The following is a 20,162-nucleotide window of genomic DNA, read 5'->3' as shown; positions in this document are numbered from 1 at the left end:
GATGACGGCAAATCAGCTGCGTCTGTCTGGCACGGTGTGCAAGACGCCAGTTCGAAACGTCAGTCCGTCAGGGATCCCACACTGCCAGTTCATGCTTGAGCATCGTTCTGTGCAGGAGGAGGCCGGGTTTCACCGGCAGGCCTGGTGTCAGATGCCGGTGATTATCAGCGGCAGCGCCCATCAGGCGATTACTCAACATATAACGGTCGGCACGCAACTCACGCTCACAGGTTTTATTAGCTGCCATCAGGCACGCAATGGCCAGAGCAAACTTGTGTTACATGCCGAGCAGATTGAATTGATAGATTCTGGAGACTAGCCAAATGGCACGTTATTTCCGTCGTCGCAAGTTCTGCCGTTTCACCGCGGAAGGCGTTCAAGAGATCGATTATAAAGATATCGCAACGCTGAAAAACTACATCACTGAAAGCGGCAAGATTGTTCCAAGCCGTATCACCGGTACTCGTGCTAAATACCAGCGTCAGCTGGCTCGTGCTATCAAGCGCGCGCGTTACCTGTCTCTGCTGCCGTACACTGATCGTCATCAGTAATCGGCAACTGTCCATTAACGACTTTAAGAGGATAAGGTAATGCAAGTTATTCTGCTTGATAAAGTAGCAAACCTCGGCAGCCTGGGTGATCAGGTTAACGTTAAAGCGGGCTACGCTCGTAACTTCCTGGTACCACAGGGCAAAGCTGTTCCTGCTACCAAGAAAAACGTTGAGTTCTTTGAAACTCGTCGTGCTGAACTGGAAGCTAAACTGGCTGACGTTCTGGCAGCTGCCAACGCACGTGCTGAGAAAATCAGCGGCCTGGGCACCGTTACCATCGCGTCTAAAGCAGGCGACGAAGGTAAACTGTTCGGTTCTATCGGTACCCGCGACATCGCTGATGCAGTTTCTGCAGCAGGTGTTGAGGTGTCTAAGAGCGAAGTTCGCCTGCCGAACGGCGTTCTGCGCACCACCGGTGAGCATGAAGTTGACTTCCAGGTTCATAGCGAAGTTTTCGCTAAACTGGTTGTGAATGTAGTTGCTGCATAATTTTATGCAGTGATGCGAAAACGCCGGCCTTGTGCCGGCGTTTTTGTTTGCGGCGTTTACTGAGCGCGGATAAAGCTGCCGTCGGGCTGACGGGTAAACAGCACCGGACCATTGCTGCCGTCAACGGTAAGCCCGGTTATCACACCATCGCCATTCTGGCGAATTTTCACCTGCTGACCGCTCTGCAGCGAGCTCAGCGGCGAGCCTTCCCCCTCCACACGCGCCATCGCAAATACATCATTAACCGGCAGATTATTGTCACGGAACAGCTGTGCCAGCGTCTGGCCCGAGGCTACGCTGTAGCTGCGCCAGGTGCCCTGCGCATCAATAGCCGGCTGGCTGTTTTGCGGCGCAGAAGCGCTGTTCTGGTTATCAGAAAGCTCCGCCTGCATGGGCACCTCTTTCGGCTGGCTCTCAACCGAACGCTCTACCGGATATTTTCCGTTGCTGGTTGGCCAGAGAAACGCCAGCAGGACAATCAGCAGGGCGATAACGATGCCCCGGCGATGAAGCGGCGGCAGGGGGTCCATCCAGCGTACATCATCCAGCAGGTGCCAGATGCGCTGCAGGGCAGCAGGCATGCGGGACGGGGTATCTGTGGCCATAGGTGGATCCTCCTCGCCAGCGGTTTTATGCAGTCTGGCTGGCAGCCAGCGTTGCAGCCAGGGTTTCAGCGTTCGCGTTGTGCGCGTCCGGCGACGTCGCGGGGCAATCTGGCCCATGTTATCTCTCTTGTTTTACAGTATGGGCAATGACAGCAGGAAGTGCCCGCCAGCATTGAAAAATTTGACCTGCGTATTGTTTCTGTTTCGTCGCCAAATGTCATCCCGCACCGCGTGAGATTTTACGCCAGCCGCGTGCGCTGCTATGCTGCCGGTTCACTTTTATCCGGGATTAAGGAATCAAGATGACGACCCCTTCATTTGACAGCGTCGAATCACAAGCAAGTTACGGTATCGGTTTACAGGTTGGCCAGCAGCTGCAGGAGTCTGGACTGCAGGGTCTGCAGCCTGAAGCGCTGCTGGCGGGTCTGCGCGACGCGCTGGAAGGGAACTCACCGGCGGTTCCGGTTGATGTGGTACACCGTGCGCTGCGCGAAGTCCACGAGCGTGCAGAAGGCGTGCGCCGCGAGCGTACCGAAGCGATGGCCGCCCAGGGTCAGCAGTTCCTTGAGCAGAATGCCCAGCGCGAAGGCGTCAGCACAACGGAATCAGGTCTGCAGTTTAGCGTGATCAAACAGGGCGATGGCCCGATCCCGTCACGTCAGGATCGCGTGCGCGTGCACTATACCGGTAAACTGATCGACGGCAGCGTGTTCGACAGCTCCGTTGCCCGCGGCGAGCCAGCAGAGTTTCCGGTTACCGGCGTTATCGCAGGCTGGATCGAAGCGCTGACGCTGATGCCGGTTGGCTCAAAATGGGAGCTGACCATCCCGCACAACCTCGCCTACGGTGAGCGCGGTGCCGGCGCCTCAATTCCGCCATTCAGCACCCTGGTTTTTGAAGTTGAGCTGCTGGAAATTCTGTAACAGCTTCGCCGCCAGGGGCGCATAAATGCGCCCCCTACGAGTCGATGCAGGGGCGCCATTAATGGCGCCCTGGTTGCATGCGGTGGCTGGAACCAGGGACGCACAAACACGGCAGGGGCGCATAAATGCGCCCCCAGTGGGTAGGCCGATGCAGTAGCGCCATTAATGGCGCCCTGGTTGCGTGCGGGCGCAGGGTCAGGGATGCTGTAAGTTCACCTGCCACACGGCAAAGCCCGTCTCGTCTGTGCCCACCGGCTTCATCGGATAGTCAGCGTATTGATTTATAAATTGCGTGGCTTTACTGCCCGGCGCTGTCTCAAAACGAATATCCAGCGGCGTCTCACTCTTAATGGGCGCTAAGCGCCAGTTATGGTCCGCCTGCGGCTGTACGGCACCCTGTTGCTGACTCTGGCTGCTGATATAGGCTGCCACTACGGCGCGATTCTCATCCGGCGAGGCAAAGGCGACAAACCGGTCGCCGGTGCCGGCAAACTTACCGCCCCAGGCGCGATAATTATTGGTTGCCACAAGAAACGTTGCTGCGGGATCAACCGGCTTGCCCTGCCACGTGAGCTCACGGATACGCGAGGCATTTTGATTGATCAGGGCACATTCGCTGTCGTAGCGGGCTGGCTGCGTCACATCAATCTGATAATTCACGCCATCTATCACATCAAAATTGTAGGTGCGAAAATCCCAGTTAATCAGCGACTGCGGTTTGCTGCTGTGCGGGTCAATCTGATTGAACTGCGCGGCTGAACACTCCAGCCACTCTTTTACCTGAGCGCCGCTCACTTTCATCACAACCAGCGTATTCGGATAGAGGTAAAGATCGGCGGCGTTGCGAAACGTCAGCTCACCTTTCTCAACCTCCACGTAGCTTGCAGGATCGTTTTTGCGGCCGCCTGCTTTAAACGGAGCTGCTGCCGACAGCACCGGCAGGCGTCCCAGATCGGGATCGCCCTGAATAAAGCGTTCGGTATAGGCGCGCTGCGCGTTATTCACAATCTGCACGGTGGGATCGTCCTGCACCAGCGCCAGATAGCTGTACATCACATCTGCTGCTTTGCCGATCGGTTTAGCGACAAACTCGCGCGTGGCGCGATGATCGTCTGCCAGTACCGCAACCAGCGCGGGATCCTCTGCCGCCAGCGATCGCTTCGCCGCTGTGTCATAAATCGGACGCGCAGCGGCAGTACCCTGCGTCACCTGCCACGATCCCCGATCGTTGCTCAGCACCAGATCGACCACGCCAAGATGATCGCCCCACATTCCTGGCATCACGGCGGGTATGCCGTTCAGCGTCCCCTGAGCAATATCAGCGCCTTTGATCGCAGCAAACTCTTTTGAGGGGAATACCGCATGCGCATGACCGAACATGATTGCGTTAATACCCGGCACCTGGCTCAGATACCACACGGAGTTTTCCGCCATCGCATGATACGGCTCGCTGCTCAGGCCGGAGTGGGGAATCGCAACAATAACGTCAGCCCCTTTTGCGCGCATTTCCGGTACATAACGCTTTGCTGTTTCAGTAATGTCCTCAACCCGTACTTTGCCCTGCAGATTATTACGGTCCCATACCATAATTTGCGGGGGCACAAAGCCGATATAGCCGATTTTCAATGTGTGCTGAGCGCCGCTGCGATCGGTAACCGTGGTCTCTTTAATCAGATAGGGCGTAAACAGCGGCTTACCGCTGGCTTCATCAATGATATTGGCATTCACATAGGGAAAGCGTGCACCTGCCAGCGCGCGCTGCAGATAAGGAAGGCCGTAGTTGAACTCGTGGTTGCCCAGGTTGCCGACCGCGTAATCCAGCGTGTTCAGCGCCTTATAAACCGGATGCACCTCGCCTGGCTGCAGCCCTTTTGCCGCCATATAGTCGCCAAGCGGGCTGCCCTGAATGATATCGCCATTATCGACCAGCACGCTGTTTTTGCGCTCGGCGCGCGCCTGCTGAATCAGCGTGGCGGTACGTACCAGGCCAAACTTCTCTGTGGATTTATCTTTGTAGTAATCAAAATCCATCATGTTGCTATGCAGATCGGTGGTTTCCAGAATACGCAAATCCACAGTAGCCGCCTGGGCGGTAGCGGCTGCCAGACACAGCGCCAGTAACGACATGTTCAGTCTGAACACGGCTCTCTCCTTGTTTACCAAATAGGCCTCTCAAAATAATGTAAAACCATGACAAATTATCAGTTCAATTTGTGATAGATATCGGGGTTTTGCTTTTTTCCCGCTACCGCAGGCGATTCAGCAATGCGCCATAGTTACCCTTTGCAATCTATGGTATTGATATTACGATCTATTATTGAACACGATGCCGGGCAACAGACAGGCGGGGCTTTACCTGCCAGACTTTGAAGAGCAACAGTCCGGGTCGGAACGTGCATTTCTGCGAAAATGAGGTGAAGCATGTTAGAGAAAATTTGCCAGCTGGCGCGTGACGCAGGCGATGCAATTATGCAGGTCTACGACGGCGCGCAGCCGATGAACGTGACCAGTAAAGCGGATGATTCACCCGTTACCGCGGCGGATCTGGCCGCACATGATGTGATCATGCAGGGCCTGAAGACGATCTCGCCCGATCTGCCGGTGCTGTCTGAAGAGGATCCGCCAGCATGGGCGATCCGTCAGCAGTGGCAGCGTTACTGGCTGGTTGATCCGCTGGATGGCACCAAAGAGTTTATCAAGCGTAACGGTGAATTTACCGTCAACATTGCCCTGATCGAGCAGGGCAAGCCGGTGATGGGGGTCGTTTATGCACCGGCGCTGGGCGTGCTCTATTCAGCGGCAGAGGGTAAAGCGTGGAAAGAGGAGGGGGGGCAGACCACCCGCATCCACGTGGTGGATGCCCGGCCACCGCTGGTCGTGGTCAGCCGCTCACACGCTGATAACGATCCGGAGCTGAAGGAGTACCTGGCGCATCTGGGTGAACACCAGACTACGGCTATCGGCTCATCACTGAAGTTTTGTCTGGTGGCTGAAGGTAAAGCACAGCTCTATCCGCGCTTCGGGCCTACCAATATCTGGGATACCGGTGCAGGCCATGCGGTCGCCCTGGCGGCAGGTGCACATGTGCATGACTGGCAGGGACGTACGCTTGACTATACACCGCGCGAATCCTTTCTGAATCCGGGCTTCCGCGTTTCGCTGTTTTAAGGCACCGGGAGGCATACGCCTCCCGTTCTTTACGGCTGCAGCAGAGAGTGAAGCAGCGTCATCACCTGTTTAACCTCATCCTGCGTCAGTGCGCCCTCTTTCGCGAAACGGACATGTGCCGTTTTATCCAGCACCACCACAGCCGAGCCTCCTTTTTCCAGCTGCCACGCTTTTCGCGCGCTGCCGTTACTGTCGATAATGAACTGCGACCACTGGAACTGCGCTTTATTACTTTCAATGCTGTTGCGTACAAACATACCGGTTCCCGGAATGGCATCATCGGTATCGACCAGCGTGGTGGTCTGATAGCGATCGTGCGGTAATTGTGCCGCCTTAATCGCTTCAATCAGCGCTGCATTTTGCTCTTTGGCTGAAAGCCGACCGGCGAGATGCAGGATCACCCGTACTTTGCCGCTTAGCTGAGCGCTGTTCCACGGCTGATAGCTGAATTTATCCTGCTGATACATCAGCTCGCCCCGATCGGGAATACCCACCGGCGGCACACGCTCGCCGGTTTTAAAGACGTGGGCGGCAGCCAGACCAGGCAATAGCAGCGCGATCGCAAGCAGAGAGGGGGCCAGACGCATAGAATACTCCTTAGTGATCGGACCAGTGAGTCATATTATTGTCATGGTAAGCGCGGATGATGCGCCTGTCGTAAAAACCTGGCAGCTTTGCAACCTGTGCCACAAATCTGTAACCAACAAAGGTTTATACTGGATTTTGTGAGCTGAATGACAGAGTTGTCTGTAATGATGTGTCAATTCAGTAAAAAATTCATGTTTCCGGAACCCGGATCAAAAATCCTGTTCTATATTTAGGCCTCATTTGCGCTTCATGAGTTCGTATACCCATTTGGCAACGGCGAAGCGTATTACATCTGTTCAGGAGTTAAACAGCATGAAGATCTTCCAGCGATATAATCCGCTGCAAATTGCGAAATATGTCAAAACGCTATTTAAAGGAAGGTTGTATATCAAGGATGTCGGCGCGTTTGAGTTTGATAAAGGCAAAGTCATTTTGCCACGCGTTAAAGATAAACAGCACCTTAGCGTGATGTCAGAAATTAATCGCCAGGTGCTGCGGCTGCAGGCTGAGTACAACTAAGCGTTAAAATCAGGCAGTAAAAAGGGCGCCGCGGGCGCCCTTGATGTTTCTGCTACTTTCTTTCTGAATCAGCTCTGTCCGAACCAGAACCTCTCTTTATGAAGACAGTGACGGATTTTCATCATCACTGGTTTTTACGCTCAGCGCCGGCGGGCGTTCATCAATACGCGTGACCAGCAGCTGGTCGATACGGTAACTGTCGATATCCACCACCTCAAACTTATAGCCGGAAAACTTCACGAAGTCGGTACGTTTCGGTATTTTGCGCAGCATGTACATCATAAAGCCGCCGATGGTTTCATAATTGCCGGACTGCGGGAATTCATCAATATCAAGCACGCGCATGACGTCATCAATCGGCGTGCCGCCCTCGACCAGCCAGGAATTTTCGTCGCGTGCGACAATCTGCTCTTCCAGCCCCTGGCCCACCAGGTCGCCCATCAGCGTGGTCATAACGTCATTCAGCGTGATGATACCCACCACCAGCGCATACTCATTCATGATCACGGCAAAGTCTTCGCCGGCAGTTTTAAAGCTCTCCAGCGCTTCAGAAAGCGTCAGCGTGTCGGGCACAATCAGCGCCGAGCGGATCTGAACGCCGCTGTTGAGCGCCATGCTCTGATTACCCAGCACGCGCAGCAGCAGCTCTTTGGAGTCAACGTAGCCAACGATATGATCGATATCTCCGTCACATACCAGAAACTTTGAGTGCGGATGCTGTGCGATTTTGGTTTTCAGGCTTAGCTCATCTTCATGCAGATCGAACCAGACGATGTTCTCGCGCGAGGTCATTGAAGAGGGAACGGTGCGTGACTCCAGTTCAAACACATTTTCAATCAGCTCATGCTCCTGCTTGCGCAGGACACCGGCCAGCGCACCCGCCTCTACCACCGCATAAATATCGTCAGAGGTAATATCGTCTTTGCGCACCATTGGCAGTTTGAAAATACGGAAAAAGACGTTGGCGAGGCCGTTGAACAGCCAGACCAGCGGCCGCATGACCAGCAGGCAGAAGCGCATCGGATTAATGATGCGCAGCGCGACCGCTTCCGGGGCGATCATGCCAACACGTTTCGGCGTCAGGTCAGCAAACAGGATAAAAAGACTGGTTACGATGGTAAAGGAACAGATGAAACTGAGTTTTTCTGCCAGTTCAGGCTCCACAAAGCGGTTGAACAGGCTGCTGAAAGCAGGGGAAAACGCGGCGTCACCCACGATACCGCCCAGAATCGCTACTGCGTTCAGGCCAATCTGCACCACGGTGAAGAACATACCGGGCTGCTCCTGCATCTTCAGCACGCGCTGCGCGTTGATGTTGCCTTCGTCAGCCAGCAGTTTAAGTTTGATCTTGCGGGCAGCCGCCAGCGAGATCTCTGAAAGAGAAAAAAAGGAACTGATAACGATCAGTAAAAGTATGACAAGCAGGCTATCTAGCATAAAAGGTCCGTTGAGTTAATCACTTGTCATTTTTGGCCTGGGCAGCGCGAAGAGGGGTACGTCCGGTACACACCAGTCTGACAGGGCTATCCGTGCCAAAAATGTCTGCGCCAGTTCGACAATGGAGAGTAACGTCGGGGCAGAATTGAACGCAGGCGAGGCCTGCTGGTCGGTGATTATAGCAGCAGCGCCTGTCATGCCGCCAGAGGTACGATCGGTGACATCAGATTTATCCGGCAGCAGCGCAGCGGCGCACAGAAGCACAGCATCCCGGTTGTATCACCGCCACCAATTACCGACAATAGTCACCAATTTGGCTTAGTCGTGGGTTTAACGTAGCCGTTTGCCCTAAAAGATGGCTATGCTGATGGGTAAATGGGGGAAGTGAAACCCTGCCTGACTGATTAACGCCCCTGCGGAAGGGGGGCAGGCATTGATAACAGGAGTACGCGTGCCGCGATTTCATGTTTATTGTTTGGCCAGCCTGCTGCTTGCTGCGCCTGCCGTTGAGGCAGCGAAAGTGCGACTGCAGGTAGAGGGCCTGACCGGGGATTTAGAAAAAAATGTCAGGGCGCGCCTGTCCACCATTGGCAGCGATGAAGTCTCCAGCGACGGACGCTTTCAGGCGCGGGTCTCAAATGCCATTAAAGAGGGACTGCACGCGCTCGGTTATTATGAACCGCAGATTGACTTTGAATCGCGTCCGCCCCCTCCACAGGGCGGTCGTCCGGTTCTGATTGCTCACGTCACAGCCGGCGAGCCGGTAAAAATTGGCGGCAGCACTATTGTGATCGAGGGTGAAGCGAAAGAGGATCCGGACTACCAGGCGTGGGTAAAGCAGGGCAGACCAAAAGTGGGATCGCAGCTGAACCACGGTACCTACGATAAATTCAAAAGCGGGTTCTCTAACCTGGCGCTGCGTAACGGCTATTTTGATGGCGATTTTAAAAAGAGTCAGCTTGGTGTCTCCGTTGAGCGGCGGCTGGCTTTCTGGGACATTGATTACGACAGCGGTCCGCGCTATCGCTTTGGCGACGTCAGCTTCGAAGGCTCGCAGATAGATGAGGCCTATCTCCATAATCTGGTACCGTTTAAAAAAGGCGATCCCTACAGCTCACGCGAGCTGGCTGAGCTGAACCGCCGCCTTTCTGCCACCGGCTGGTTTAACTCGGTTGTCGTGGCACCGGAGTTTGATAAAGGGCGTAAAACCAAAGTGCTGCCGCTCAGCGCCGCACTCTCGCCGCGCGTGGAAAATACCATTGAAACCGGCGTAGGCTACTCCACTGACGTCGGTCCGCGCCTGAAAGGCACCTGGCGCAAGCCTTGGGTTAACGATCGCGGCCACAGTCTTGCGGCCAGCGCCTATGTCTCCGCCCCGGAGCAGCAGCTCGATCTCAGCTATAAAGTGCCGCTGCTGAAAAGCCCGCTGGAGCAGTACTACACCTTTTCCGGCGGCCTGAAGCGCACCGATCTTAACGATACGAAATCAGATACCACAACGCTGGCCATGTCGCGTAACTGGGACAGCAGCTCCGGCTGGCAGAAAGCCGTTAACCTGCGCTGGAGCCTCGATCACTTTACCCAAGGCAACGTGACCAATACCACCATGCTGCTCTATCCGGGCGTGAGCCTGAACCGCACGCGATCGCGCGGCGGACTGATGCCCACATGGGGTGACTCACAGCGCTATTCGGTCGACGTTTCTGATACCACCTGGGGCTCCGATGTCGACTTCCTGATCCTGCAGGCGCAAAACGTCTGGATCCGCACGCTGGCGGATAAACATCGCTTTGTTGCACGCGGCAACCTGGGCTGGATTGAAACCAATAATTTTGAAAAAGTGCCGCCCGACCTGCGCTTCTTTGCCGGCGGGGATCGCAGCATCCGCGGCTATAAATACAAAAACATTTCCCCGCGCGACGAAGAGGGCAAGCTGACCGGCGCCTCGAAACTGGCCACCGGATCGCTGGAGTATCAGTACAACGTCTCCGGCAAGTGGTGGGGCGCGGTATTTATCGACTCCGGGGAAGCGGTTAATGATATTAAGCAGAGCAACTTCAAGACCGGTGCAGGCGTAGGCGTGCGCTGGTCTTCGCCGGTCGGGCCCATTAAGTTTGATATCGCCCGCCCTGTTGGCGATGACAAGGAGCACGGATTGCAATTTTATGTCGGACTGGGGCCTGAACTATGAAGCTGTGGAAAAAGGTCCTGATCGGCCTGATTATTTTTCTGGTCATCCTGCTGGGCAGCGTGGCGCTGCTGGTGGGGACCACGCCGGGTCTGCATCTGCTGCTGAAAGGTGCTGACCGCTGGGTGCCCGGCCTGTCAATTGGCAAGGTCGATGGCGGCTGGCGCAATCTGACACTCAACAACGTAAAGTATGAGATGCCGGGCGTCAGCGTGGATGCAGGGCGCTTTCATCTCGCCCTGAACCTGAACTGCCTGCTGCACTCCTCGGTCTGCGTTAACGCCCTCGCGCTGCAGGATGTCAGTGTCGTGGTCGACAGCAAAAAAATGACGCCGGCCAGTGAACCGCCGCCAGAGGAGTCGGGCAGTACGAATCTCAGTACGCCGTACCCGATTACGCTGCGTAACGTCACGCTGCACAATATCAACGTTAAAGTTGATGATACGGCGATTTCACTGCTCGACTTCAGCACCGGCCTGCAGTGGCAGGAACGGGCGCTGACGCTCTATCCTACCCGTATCCAGAACCTGCTGATTGCGCTGCCAAAAGCGGCTCAGGTGGCGAATGAAGAGGTTGTTCAGCCGAAAGTTCAGCAGCCGCAGCCGGATGAAAAACCGCTGGGCGAAACGCTGCAGGCGCTGTTTGCCAAACCGCTGCTGCCGGCGCTGCCTGACTTCCGTCTGCCGCTGGATATTACCGTTCAGTCGCTGCTCGGCGAGCAGCTGCGCATTACCGGAGATACCGATCTCACCCTCTCGCGCCTGCTGGTGAAAGCCAAAACGGCAGAGACGCATCTGCAGCTGGAAACGTTTGATATTGATTCACCGCAGGGCCAGGTCAGCGCCCGCGGTGACGCGCAGCTGGCGGGCAACTGGCCGGTTAATTTCACGCTGAACGGCGCGCTGAATATCGATCCGGTTAAGGGTGAAAAAGTGAAGCTGACGCTGGGCGGCGCGATGCGCGACGAGCTGCAGCTGGGGCTGAATCTCTCCGGACCGGTGCGTGCACAGCTTGCGGCGACAGCACAACCTGCCGTGGCTGAACTGCCGCTGTCGCTGACGCTGACCAGCCCGCAGCTGCGCTGGCCGCTGACCGGACCGGTGCAGTACCAGGCAGATAATTTCGATTATCAGTTTAAAGGAAAAGCCACCGACTATGTGATGTCGCTGCGTACGGCGGTAAAAGGCGAGGCGATCCCGCCGGCAACGATTACGCTGGATGGCAACGGCAACGAGCAGCAGTTTACGCTGGATAAACTGCGTGTCGCCGCGCTGCAGGGCAATATCGATCTCTCTGCGCTGGTGGACTGGCGTAAAGCGATCAGCTGGCGCAGCGAGCTGACGCTGGCCGGTATTAACACCGCGAAGCAGTATCCTGACTGGCCTGCGAAGCTGGACGGCAAAATCACCACGCGCGGCAGCCTTTACGGCGGCAGCTGGCAGCTGCGCGTACCGCAGCTGGAGCTTAACGGTAATGTGAAACAGAATGCGGTACGCGCAAAAGGCTCCCTGAGCGGTAACAGCTATAACCAGTGGAACATTCCGGGCCTGAATGTGGCGCTGGGCCGCAACTATCTGGATGTGAAAGGCGAACTGGGTGACACGCTGAATCTGGATGCGATTGTGGATGCCCCGCATCTCGACAACGCATTGCCGGGCCTCGGCGGCGTCGTCAAAGGCGCAATCAACGCGCGCGGCACGCTCCAGGCGCCGCAGCTGCTGGCCGATCTTACCGCCACCGGCCTGCGCTGGCAGCAGCTGTTAATCCGCCGCGCCACGCTGAAGAGCGACATCAAATCGGGTGAGCAGGTTGCCGGCAAGCTGCAGCTGCGCGTGGAACAGCTGCAGCAGGCGGCACTGAAAATCAACCTGCTGACGCTGAACGCTGACGGCAGTGAGAAGCAGCATCAGCTGAAGCTCAACGTTCAGGGTGAGCCGGTTTCAGGTCAGCTGGCGCTGAACGGCAGCTTTGATCGCCAGGCTGGTCGCTGGCAGGGCACGCTGAATAATACCCGGTTTGATACGCCGGTCGGGGAGTGGCGCCTGACGCGCGCCATGGCGATTGACTATCTCAATAGCAAGCAGAGCGCAACCATTGGTCCGCACTGCTGGCAGAACCCGAACGCGCAGCTCTGTGTACCGGAACCGATTGAAGCCGGCGCAAGCGGCCGGGCGCACGTGGTACTGAACCGCTTCGATCTGGCGATGGTAAAACCCTTTCTGACTGATGCCACCCGGCTCAGCGGTCTGTTCAGCGGAGATGTGCGCGTTAACTGGAGCGCGGACGGCGCGCTGCCAACCGGCACCGTGGCGCTGAAAGGCAGCGGCGTAAAAGTGGTGCAGGATGTGCAGGGCAATGCGCTGCCGATAGCGTTCGATACGCTGAACCTGAATGCGGCACTGCGTGACGGACGCGCGCAGCTCGACTGGCTGATCCGGATTGCTAACAATGGCCAGCTGAACGGCAATCTGCAGATCAACGATCCGCAGAACCGGCGGCAGCTGTCGGGCAATATCGGCATCAGCAACATCTCCCTGGCGATGCTGAATCCGGCACTGTCGCAGGGTGAGAAGGTGCAGGGCAGGCTTAACAGCAACCTGCGGCTGGGGGGGACGCTCCAGCGGCCGCAGGTGTTTGGCCAGCTCGGCCTGAGCGATGTCAACGCTCAGGCGAGCTTCATGCCGGTGACGCTGACGTCGGCAAACCTGAACATGATATTCAACGGCATGAGCTCTACGCTGAATGGTCTGATACAGACGCAGCAGGGCAACCTGACTCTGGGCGGAAACGCTGACTGGAGCCAGCTGGATAACTGGCGTGCGCGTGTTACGGCGCAGGGCAGCCGCATTCGCGTTACGGTGCCGCCGATGGTGCGTATGGATGTCTCACCGGATCTGGTCTTTGAGGCTACCCCTGCTGCGTTCAGCCTGGACGGTAAAGTGGATGTGCCGTGGGCGCGTATCACCGTGCAGGAGGTGCCGGCGAGCGCCACCGGCGTCTCATCGGATGAAGTGATGCTGGATGAGAATCTCAAGCCGATCGCACCGAAAACGGCGGCCATCCCGATTAACAGTAATCTGGTGATCCACGTCGGCAATGATGTGCGTCTCTCGGCATTTGGCCTGAAAGCGCGGCTCAGTGGTGACCTGAAACTGGTGCAGGATAAAACCGGGCTCGGCCTTAACGGGCAGATCAATATTCCGTCTGGCCGCTTCCACGCCTATGGACAGGATCTGATTGTTCGCAAAGGTGAACTGCAGTTTGCCGGCCCGCCGGATCAGCCGTATGTCAATCTGGAGGCGATCCGCAACCCGGACGCCACCGAAGATGATGTCACGGCGGGTCTGCGCGTCACCGGTCTGGCGGATGAGCCTAAAGTGGAGGTGTTCTCCGATCCGGCAATGTCGCAGCAGGAGGCGCTCTCTTACCTGTTACGCGGTCAGGGACTGAACAGCGACGGTGACAGTAATGCATTAACCTCTGCGCTGGTGGGTCTGGGGGTTGCACAAAGTGGGCAGGTTGTGGGTAAAATCGGTGAGACGTTTGGCGTCAGCAACCTTGCGCTTGATACCACCGGCGTAGGTGACAGCCAGCAGGTTCAGGTCAGCGGCTATGTGCTGCCGGGGCTGCAGGTGAAATATGGCGTAGGTATCTTTGACTCACTGGCAACCCTGACCCTGCGTTATCGCCTGATGCCCAAACTCTACCTGGAAGCCGTGTCTGGTCTCGATCAGGCGCTGGATTTGCTCTATCAGTTTGAGTTCTAGCAATGCGAATAATTGTCTACGGCAGTTTACGGCGCAAGCAGGGAAATAGTCACTGGATGACCAATGCGCAGTGGCTCGGTGAGCACCAGATTAAGGGGTTTGACCTCTATAATCTGGGGCTTTACCCGGGTGTGGTAGAGGGCGAAGGAACCGTCCTGGGTGAGGTATACCGCATTGATGCCAGCACGCTCGGTGAGCTGGATGCGCTGCGCTGCAAGAATGGTGAGTATAAGCGTCAGCTTATTCAGACGCCTTACGGCAGCGCCTGGCTGTACGTGTATCAGCGTTCAGTTGCGGGGCGACCGCATATTGCAAGCGGCGACTGGCTGCAACGTGATGGCGCAGCAGATGCATAAATAAAAACACCGCCTTTATGGCGGTGTTTTTTTATCGGTAACGCGCATCTTTTCCGGTTTACCCGGTTAAGATTACTTCTGCTGCGCGCGTTCGAAAGAGGTGATGATTTCAGCTTTAGCCGCTTCTGCGTTATCCCAGCCGTCAACCTTCACCCATTTGCCTTTTTCCAGATCTTTGTAGTGCTCAAAGAAGTGGGTGATCTGCGCTTTCAGCAGCTCTGGCAGGTCGTTCACATCGTTGATGTGATCGTACTCTTTGCTCAGTTTGGTATGCGGTACCGCAACCAGTTTAGCATCTTCGCCAGACTCGTCGGTCATCTTCAGGACGCCAACCGGACGGCAGCGGATCACTGAACCCGGCACCAGCGGGTAAGGGGTTGGCACCAGCACGTCAACCGGGTCACCATCCAGTGACAGCGTATTGTTGATGTAGCCGTAGTTGCACGGATAGAACATGGCGGTAGACATAAAGCGGTCTACAAACAGGGCGCCAGACTCTTTATCCACTTCATATTTGATCGGATCGGCATTTGCCGGGATCTCAATAATTACATAGATATCTTCTGGCAGATCTTTACCTGCAGGCACCTGGTTCAGACTCATCGGGCTTTCCTTCATTAGTCGTATGTTGAGTGACGGCTATTATAGCCAACTGACTCTGAAAGTATGCCCCCTTTTTGGCGTTTCAGAATGCTCCAAGCCCGCTACTTCGCCGACACAAACAGCGAAACAATGCCCGCCGCAATCAGCGGTCCTACCGGCACGCCGCGAAAGAACGCCACGCCAATCACAGTGCCAATCAGCAACCCGGCGACCACCGATGGCTGAATGCTCATAAAGCTGACGCCGCGCCCGCCGAGCCAGGCGACAAACACGCCGACCAGAATCGCTACAATGGATTGCCAGCTGGCAAATGATTTCAGCAGGGCGCTTACCGGCAGGGTACCACTCGCCAGCGGCGCCATGACGGCAACGGTCAGAATGATAATCCCCATCTGAATTCCCTGCTTCTCCACGTAAGGGAAAAACTGCGCCAGCGGCGTGAGCTTGATGGCCAGCAGGATCAGAATCGAGATCGTCACGGCGCTGTTATGAACAAAATAGCTCAGTATGGCGAGGCAGATAAGAACCAGCGTGGAAGCGTAGGGGGCCATGATTTCTCCATAAATAATCAGCAGGCTGACAATGAGCCATGCAACAGTTTGTCTGCTTTCCTTTATCAACCATCAGAAAAAATGGCGCAACCGGCTTATGCATAATTATCTCTGCTGCAGTAAAGAAAATTCGCAGCACGGGTGATCATCATTCGCCTGATCGTCAGGCAGCGGTAAAGTTTCAGCACGTCACCGCCGATAATTTCTTCGTTTAGGGTCACTGGATTCTCCCTTTTTTACTGCACACGGAAATTATCATGATTGCTCAGCTCTCGCTTCGCACCGCCTTACTTTCGTTGCTTATCTGCATGACACTGCTGCTGCTGGCCGTCAGCGGCATGGGCATTTACGCCATTAATGCCGGCAATCAGTCGCTTAATGCCATCAACCGCATTCAGGGAGTTGAACTGAATAGCCTTTACCAGAGCAATGCCGATCTGATGCGCGCGCGCGCCGGCGCCGCGCTGGCGGTACGCAAAATTGAGATTGGCCTGCTGGATGAGGGAGCCGCAGTCACGAAGCAGGCCGCCGCAGACGTCGCCAGCTCGCAGCGGCATCTGCAGGCGTTTATTGATGCCGGTACCGTAACGGCTCACGGCAAAACGCTGGCTGAGGCGATCGCCGCCGCCTATAAAGCGTATCAGCAGGGTGCGGTCGTCCCGATGATGGCTGCGCTGGAAAAGCAGTATACCGACGAATATTACCAGGTACTGGAAGGCAATGTATCGCAGCTCGCTGCCCGCTATGCCGGGGCGGTTAACGCATTCAGCCTCTATGCCGGTGAGGTCTCTGCCGCACGGCTGGCGCAGGCGGCACACAATGAGTGGCAGATGAAAATGTTGATTGGCGTTGCGGTCGCACTGACCCTGCTGCTGACCGGTCTTGCCTGGCTGCTGCTGCGCCAGGCGCTGCTGCGTCCGCTGGAGAGCGCCGTCCGGCATCTGGAGCAGGTGGCTGCAGGCGATCTGTCGCAGCAGCTGCCGGCTGCCGGTCACAATGAGATTGGCCGTCTGAATCAGGCGCTGGCTGTTATGCAGCGCGCGCTGCGCCACTCGGTAAGCCAGGTGCGCGAAGCGAGCCTGCAGATTGATACCGGCAGCCGGGAGCTGGCGGCCGGTACGGTGCACCTGTCACAGCGTACCGAAGAGTCCGCCGCTTCACTGGAGCAGACGGCGGCCAGCATGGAACAGCTTACCGCCACCGTGCGGCTCAATGCCGTTAATGCGCAGCAGGCGAATCAGCTTGCCAGCAGCGTCTCTGACACCGCCAGCCGCGGTGCTGAAGTGGTGTGCTACGTGATGGAGAAGATGCAGGAGATCACGCAGAGTTCCAATCGCATCGCGGATATCCTCAGCGTGATCGACGGCATTGCCTTTCAGACTAACATTCTGGCGCTTAACGCCTCCGTGGAAGCGGCGCGCGCTGGCGAGCAGGGCCGGGGCTTTGCCGTGGTGGCCAGTGAGGTACGTACGCTGGCAGGGCGCAGCGCCAGCGCGGCCAAAGAGATCCGGACGTTAATCAGCGAGTCGCAGACGCGGGTTAAAGAGGGCAGTGAAATGGCGACGCGCGCGGGGGCGACCATGGATGAGATCGCTGGCGAAGTGATACGCGTAACGGCGCTGATGAAAGAGATCTCCGGTGCGTCTGACGAGCAGAGCCGCGGTATTGAGCAGGTCAATATGGCGGTGACGCAGATGGACGAAGCGGCGCAGCAGAACGCGGCGCTGGTGGAGCAGGCGGGTGCCGCGACCCGCCTGCTGGAAGCGCAGTCGCAGCAGCTGCAGACCTCAATGGCGCAGTTCCGCATCACAGCCGCCTAAAAGAAAACAATAAAAAAACCCGCTCAGCGGCGGGTCTTTTTATTAATCAGTGCGACTCAGGCGCCGTGGTTATCCGGGTATTCGCGGATAAAGCGCTCAACATCATCAACCATCGCTTCGTTACCACAGAAGAACGGGCAACGCTGGTGCAGCGTCTCTGGCTGAAGGTCAAGAATACGGTTTTTACCGTCGCTGGCTTTACCGCCCGCCTGTTCGGCGAGAAACGCCATCGGGTTGCACTCATACAGCAGGCGCAGCTTGCCGTTAGGGTGGCTGGCGGTGCTTGGATAGAGGTAAATCCCGCCTTTCAGCAGGTTACGGTGGAAGTCAGCCACCAGTGAACCAATATAGCGCGAGGTATAAGGACGATGCGTATCGATATCCTCTTCCTGGCAGAACTTCAGGTATTTCTTCACGCCCTGCGGGAAGCGAATGTAGTTACCTTCGTTAATGGAATAGGTGTAACCCTTTGCCGGGTAGGTCATGCGCTCATGACTCAGGCAGAATACGCCGAGCGACGGATCATAGGTAAAGGCGTGTACGCCGACGCCGGTGGTATAAACCATCATGGTTGAGGAACCATATACCACATAACCGGCGGCCACCTGCTGATTCCCCGGCTGCATAAAGTCCGCTTCCGTGATCGGCGTACCGGGTTCACTGATGCGGTGGTAGATAGAGAAAATGGTTCCGACAGAAACGTTTACGTCGATGTTGGATGAGCCATCCAGCGGATCCATCAGCACCACATATTTGCCATCTTCTGAGCCTTCAAAAATAACAAACTCATCCTCTTCTTCCGAGGCGATACCGGCAACCACACCACGCGCTTTCAGGGCAGCTTTCAGTTTTTCATTCGCGAAGAGGTCCAGCTTCATCTGCTGTTCGCCCTGCACGTTTTCCACGCCGCTGGCACCCAGAATATCGACCAGACCCGCTTTGTTAATATCGCGGTGAATGATTTTAGCGCCCAGTTTGATGGAGGAAATCAGCGCCGTCAGTTCACCTGTGGCGTGAGGAAAGTCGTGTTGCTTCTCGACGATGAATTCGCCTAACGTTTTCATAACACATTCCCTGAATCTACGATGGAGTGGCAGCAGCTGTAACAAACTGCCAACGTATGCGTACGCAGTTTAGCCGATTGAACTTTAAAAACCATAGTCCTAATCCGTTTCTTCCCTTCAGACTCGGGGTTACACTGTGCGCCGGACTTTCAGTTAATGGATCTATTTATGCGCATTCACATCCTCGGCATTTGTGGCACTTTTATGGGCGGCCTGGCTATGCTGGCGCGTTCGCTGGGACATCAGGTAACCGGCTCGGACGCAAATGTTTACCCGCCGATGAGTACGCTGCTTGAGCAGCAAGGCATTGAATTAACTGAGGGTTATGACGCTTCGCAGCTCGACCCGGTGCCAGATATGGTGATCATCGGTAATGCCATGACGCGCGGTAATCCCTGTGTTGAAGCGGTGCTGGAGCGTAACATTCCCTACCTCTCCGGCCCTCAGTGGCTGCACGATTTTGTCCTGCGCGATCGCTGGGTGCTGGCCGTAGCCGGAACGCACGGTAAAACCACTACGGCCGGCATGGCAGCGTGGATCCTTGAGGCGTGTGGCCTGGAGCCAGGCTTTATTATTGGTGGGGTGCCGGGTAACTTCGACGTATCGGCAAAATTAGGAAAAAGTCCATTCTTTGTCATTGAAGCGGATGAATATGACAGCGCCTTCTTCGACAAGCGCTCCAAGTTTGTACACTACTGCCCGCGTACGCTGATCCTCAATAACCTTGAGTTTGATCATGCAGACATTTTCGACGACCTGCGCGCTATCCAGAAGCAGTTCCATCACCTGATTCGCATCATACCCGGCCAGGGCAAAATCCTGCTGCCGGAACATGATCATAATCTGAAGCAGGTCATGGCCATGGGCTGCTGGAGCGAGCAGGAGACAACAGGCGAACAGGGTCACTGGCAGGCGAAAAAGCTGACGCCGGACGCTGCCCGCTGGGAAGTCTGGCTGGAAGGGGAAAAGGTGGCAGAGGTGAACTGGGGGCTGGTCGGCGAACACAACATGCATAACGGCCTGATGGCGATTGCTGCCGCGCGCCATGTGGGCGTGAAACCGGCGGATGCGGGCGAAGCGCTCAGCAGCTTTATCAACGCGCGCCGCCGCCTGGAGCTGCGCGGTGAGGTCAACGGCATCAAGGTCTATGACGATTTTGCTCACCATCCCACGGCCATACACGCCACGCTGGCCGCGCTGCGCAGTAAAGTGGGCGGCAGGGCACGTATCCTCGCGGTACTGGAGCCTCGCTCTAACACCATGAAAATGGGCGTCAGTAAAAACGATCTGGCACCGTCGCTGGGCCGGGCAGATAAGGTCTTTCTGTTGCAGCCGCATCATATTCCGTGGCAGGTCTCCGATGTGGCAGACGCCTGTATTCCGCCTGCGCAGTGGAGCGCGGACGTCGATACGCTGACGGAGATGATTGCGAAAGAGGCGCAGCCAGGCGACTCAATTCTGGTGATGAGTAACGGTGGTTTTGGCGGGATCCATCAAAAACTGCTGGAGAGACTGGGACGCTAAGACCGTGGC

Annotated in this window: 18 protein-coding genes; 11 read left to right on the top strand and 7 right to left on the bottom strand. The window is 56.3% G+C overall.

Features of this window, described 5'->3' with window-relative positions:
• Window position 1 precedes the first annotated feature (1 nt).
• Genes priB through rplI form a run of 3 tightly spaced genes read left to right on the top strand, consistent with a single transcriptional unit; the run spans window position 2 to window position 1,040 of the window.
• Window positions 2-319 carry a primosomal replication protein N gene (gene priB / locus SB719_RS07295; RefSeq protein WP_039380601.1) on the top strand — a complete coding sequence of 106 codons (318 nt, stop codon included), beginning with the start codon at window positions 2-4 and terminating at the stop codon, window positions 317-319.
• Window positions 320-323: 4 nt separating this feature from the next.
• Complete coding sequence (rpsR, locus tag SB719_RS07290; protein WP_000135199.1) at window positions 324-551, top strand: 30S ribosomal protein S18; 228 nt, start codon at window positions 324-326, stop codon at window positions 549-551.
• 39 nt (window positions 552-590) lie between these two features.
• A complete protein-coding gene (rplI, locus tag SB719_RS07285) occupies window positions 591-1,040 on the top strand; it encodes a 50S ribosomal protein L9 (RefSeq protein WP_065648101.1) in 450 nt (149 codons plus the stop codon).
• A 56-nt stretch (window positions 1,041-1,096) separates the two neighbouring features.
• On the opposite strand, the gene SB719_RS07280 is transcribed toward rplI, so the two are convergent.
• Window positions 1,097-1,762: an OapA family protein gene (locus SB719_RS07280; RefSeq protein ID WP_167350661.1), complete on the bottom strand. Its 666-nt coding sequence runs from the start codon at window positions 1,760-1,762 to the stop codon at window positions 1,097-1,099.
• Window positions 1,763-1,947: 185 nt separating this feature from the next.
• On the opposite strand from SB719_RS07280, the gene fklB reads away from it, so the two are divergent.
• Complete coding sequence (gene fklB / locus SB719_RS07275; protein WP_039380595.1) at window positions 1,948-2,568, top strand: FKBP-type peptidyl-prolyl cis-trans isomerase; 621 nt, start codon at window positions 1,948-1,950, stop codon at window positions 2,566-2,568.
• A 195-nt stretch (window positions 2,569-2,763) separates the two neighbouring features.
• On the opposite strand, the gene SB719_RS07270 is transcribed toward fklB, so the two are convergent.
• The gene (locus SB719_RS07270) at window positions 2,764-4,695 is read right to left on the bottom strand and encodes a bifunctional 2',3'-cyclic-nucleotide 2'-phosphodiesterase/3'-nucleotidase (RefSeq protein ID WP_412159099.1); all 1,932 of its coding nucleotides are present in this window, start codon (window positions 4,693-4,695) and stop codon (window positions 2,764-2,766) included.
• A gap of 294 nt (window positions 4,696-4,989) precedes the next feature.
• On the opposite strand from SB719_RS07270, the gene cysQ reads away from it, so the two are divergent.
• Window positions 4,990-5,736: a 3'(2'),5'-bisphosphate nucleotidase CysQ gene (cysQ, locus tag SB719_RS07265; protein ID WP_065648103.1), complete on the top strand. Its 747-nt coding sequence runs from the start codon at window positions 4,990-4,992 to the stop codon at window positions 5,734-5,736.
• A 29-nt stretch (window positions 5,737-5,765) separates the two neighbouring features.
• Here the strand turns inward: cysQ and SB719_RS07260 are convergent, their stop codons facing one another.
• Window positions 5,766-6,323 carry a YtfJ family protein gene (locus tag SB719_RS07260; RefSeq protein ID WP_412159088.1) on the bottom strand — a complete coding sequence of 186 codons (558 nt, stop codon included), beginning with the start codon at window positions 6,321-6,323 and terminating at the stop codon, window positions 5,766-5,768.
• Window positions 6,324-6,636: 313 nt separating this feature from the next.
• Here SB719_RS07260 and SB719_RS07255 point away from each other — a divergent pair, with 313 nt between their 5' ends.
• The gene (locus tag SB719_RS07255) at window positions 6,637-6,843 is read left to right on the top strand and encodes a DUF1107 domain-containing protein (protein WP_039380586.1); all 207 of its coding nucleotides are present in this window, start codon (window positions 6,637-6,639) and stop codon (window positions 6,841-6,843) included.
• A gap of 96 nt (window positions 6,844-6,939) precedes the next feature.
• Here SB719_RS07255 and SB719_RS07250 read toward each other — a convergent pair whose 3' ends face one another.
• Window positions 6,940-8,280, bottom strand: coding sequence for a hemolysin family protein (locus SB719_RS07250; RefSeq protein ID WP_065648105.1), 1,341 nt, complete (start codon window positions 8,278-8,280; stop codon window positions 6,940-6,942).
• A 451-nt stretch (window positions 8,281-8,731) separates the two neighbouring features.
• On the opposite strand from SB719_RS07250, the gene tamA reads away from it, so the two are divergent.
• The 3 genes from tamA to SB719_RS07235 are packed head-to-tail and all read left to right on the top strand — an operon-like array spanning window position 8,732 to window position 14,591.
• Window positions 8,732-10,471 carry an autotransporter assembly complex protein TamA gene (gene tamA / locus SB719_RS07245; protein WP_065648107.1) on the top strand — a complete coding sequence of 580 codons (1,740 nt, stop codon included), beginning with the start codon at window positions 8,732-8,734 and terminating at the stop codon, window positions 10,469-10,471.
• Window positions 10,468-14,235 (top strand): autotransporter assembly complex protein TamB, encoded by a 3,768-nt coding sequence (gene tamB, locus SB719_RS07240; RefSeq protein ID WP_412159087.1) that lies wholly within the window; start codon window positions 10,468-10,470, stop codon window positions 14,233-14,235. Before tamA ends, tamB begins: the two co-directional genes overlap by 4 nt.
• A gap of 2 nt (window positions 14,236-14,237) precedes the next feature.
• Window positions 14,238-14,591, top strand: coding sequence for a gamma-glutamylcyclotransferase (locus SB719_RS07235; protein ID WP_304235963.1), 354 nt, complete (start codon window positions 14,238-14,240; stop codon window positions 14,589-14,591).
• A gap of 72 nt (window positions 14,592-14,663) precedes the next feature.
• Here the strand turns inward: SB719_RS07235 and ppa are convergent, their stop codons facing one another.
• Together ppa and SB719_RS07225 are read right to left on the bottom strand one after the other, a co-directional pair.
• A complete protein-coding gene (gene ppa / locus SB719_RS07230; RefSeq protein ID WP_065648110.1) occupies window positions 14,664-15,194 on the bottom strand; it encodes an inorganic diphosphatase in 531 nt (176 codons plus the stop codon).
• Between the two features lie 101 nt (window positions 15,195-15,295).
• Window positions 15,296-15,745 (bottom strand): DUF441 domain-containing protein, encoded by a 450-nt coding sequence (locus tag SB719_RS07225; RefSeq protein WP_065648111.1) that lies wholly within the window; start codon window positions 15,743-15,745, stop codon window positions 15,296-15,298.
• 260 nt (window positions 15,746-16,005) lie between these two features.
• Between SB719_RS07225 and SB719_RS07220 the strand changes: the two genes are divergently transcribed.
• Window positions 16,006-17,565 (top strand): methyl-accepting chemotaxis protein, encoded by a 1,560-nt coding sequence (locus SB719_RS07220; RefSeq protein WP_412159098.1) that lies wholly within the window; start codon window positions 16,006-16,008, stop codon window positions 17,563-17,565.
• A 56-nt stretch (window positions 17,566-17,621) separates the two neighbouring features.
• Here the strand turns inward: SB719_RS07220 and fbp are convergent, their stop codons facing one another.
• Window positions 17,622-18,629 (bottom strand): class 1 fructose-bisphosphatase, encoded by a 1,008-nt coding sequence (gene fbp, locus SB719_RS07215; protein WP_039380574.1) that lies wholly within the window; start codon window positions 18,627-18,629, stop codon window positions 17,622-17,624.
• Between the two features lie 168 nt (window positions 18,630-18,797).
• On the opposite strand from fbp, the gene mpl reads away from it, so the two are divergent.
• Window positions 18,798-20,153 carry a UDP-N-acetylmuramate:L-alanyl-gamma-D-glutamyl-meso-diaminopimelate ligase gene (gene mpl / locus SB719_RS07210; RefSeq protein ID WP_293006197.1) on the top strand — a complete coding sequence of 452 codons (1,356 nt, stop codon included), beginning with the start codon at window positions 18,798-18,800 and terminating at the stop codon, window positions 20,151-20,153.
• Window positions 20,154-20,162 lie beyond the last annotated feature (9 nt).

Source organism: Pantoea sp. SIMBA_079 (assembly GCF_046940275.1).
Lineage (GTDB): Bacteria > Pseudomonadota > Gammaproteobacteria > Enterobacterales > Enterobacteriaceae > Pantoea > Pantoea borealis.
Note: the sequence above shows the minus strand (reverse complement) of the source record. Positions and strands in the feature narration are given on the sequence as shown.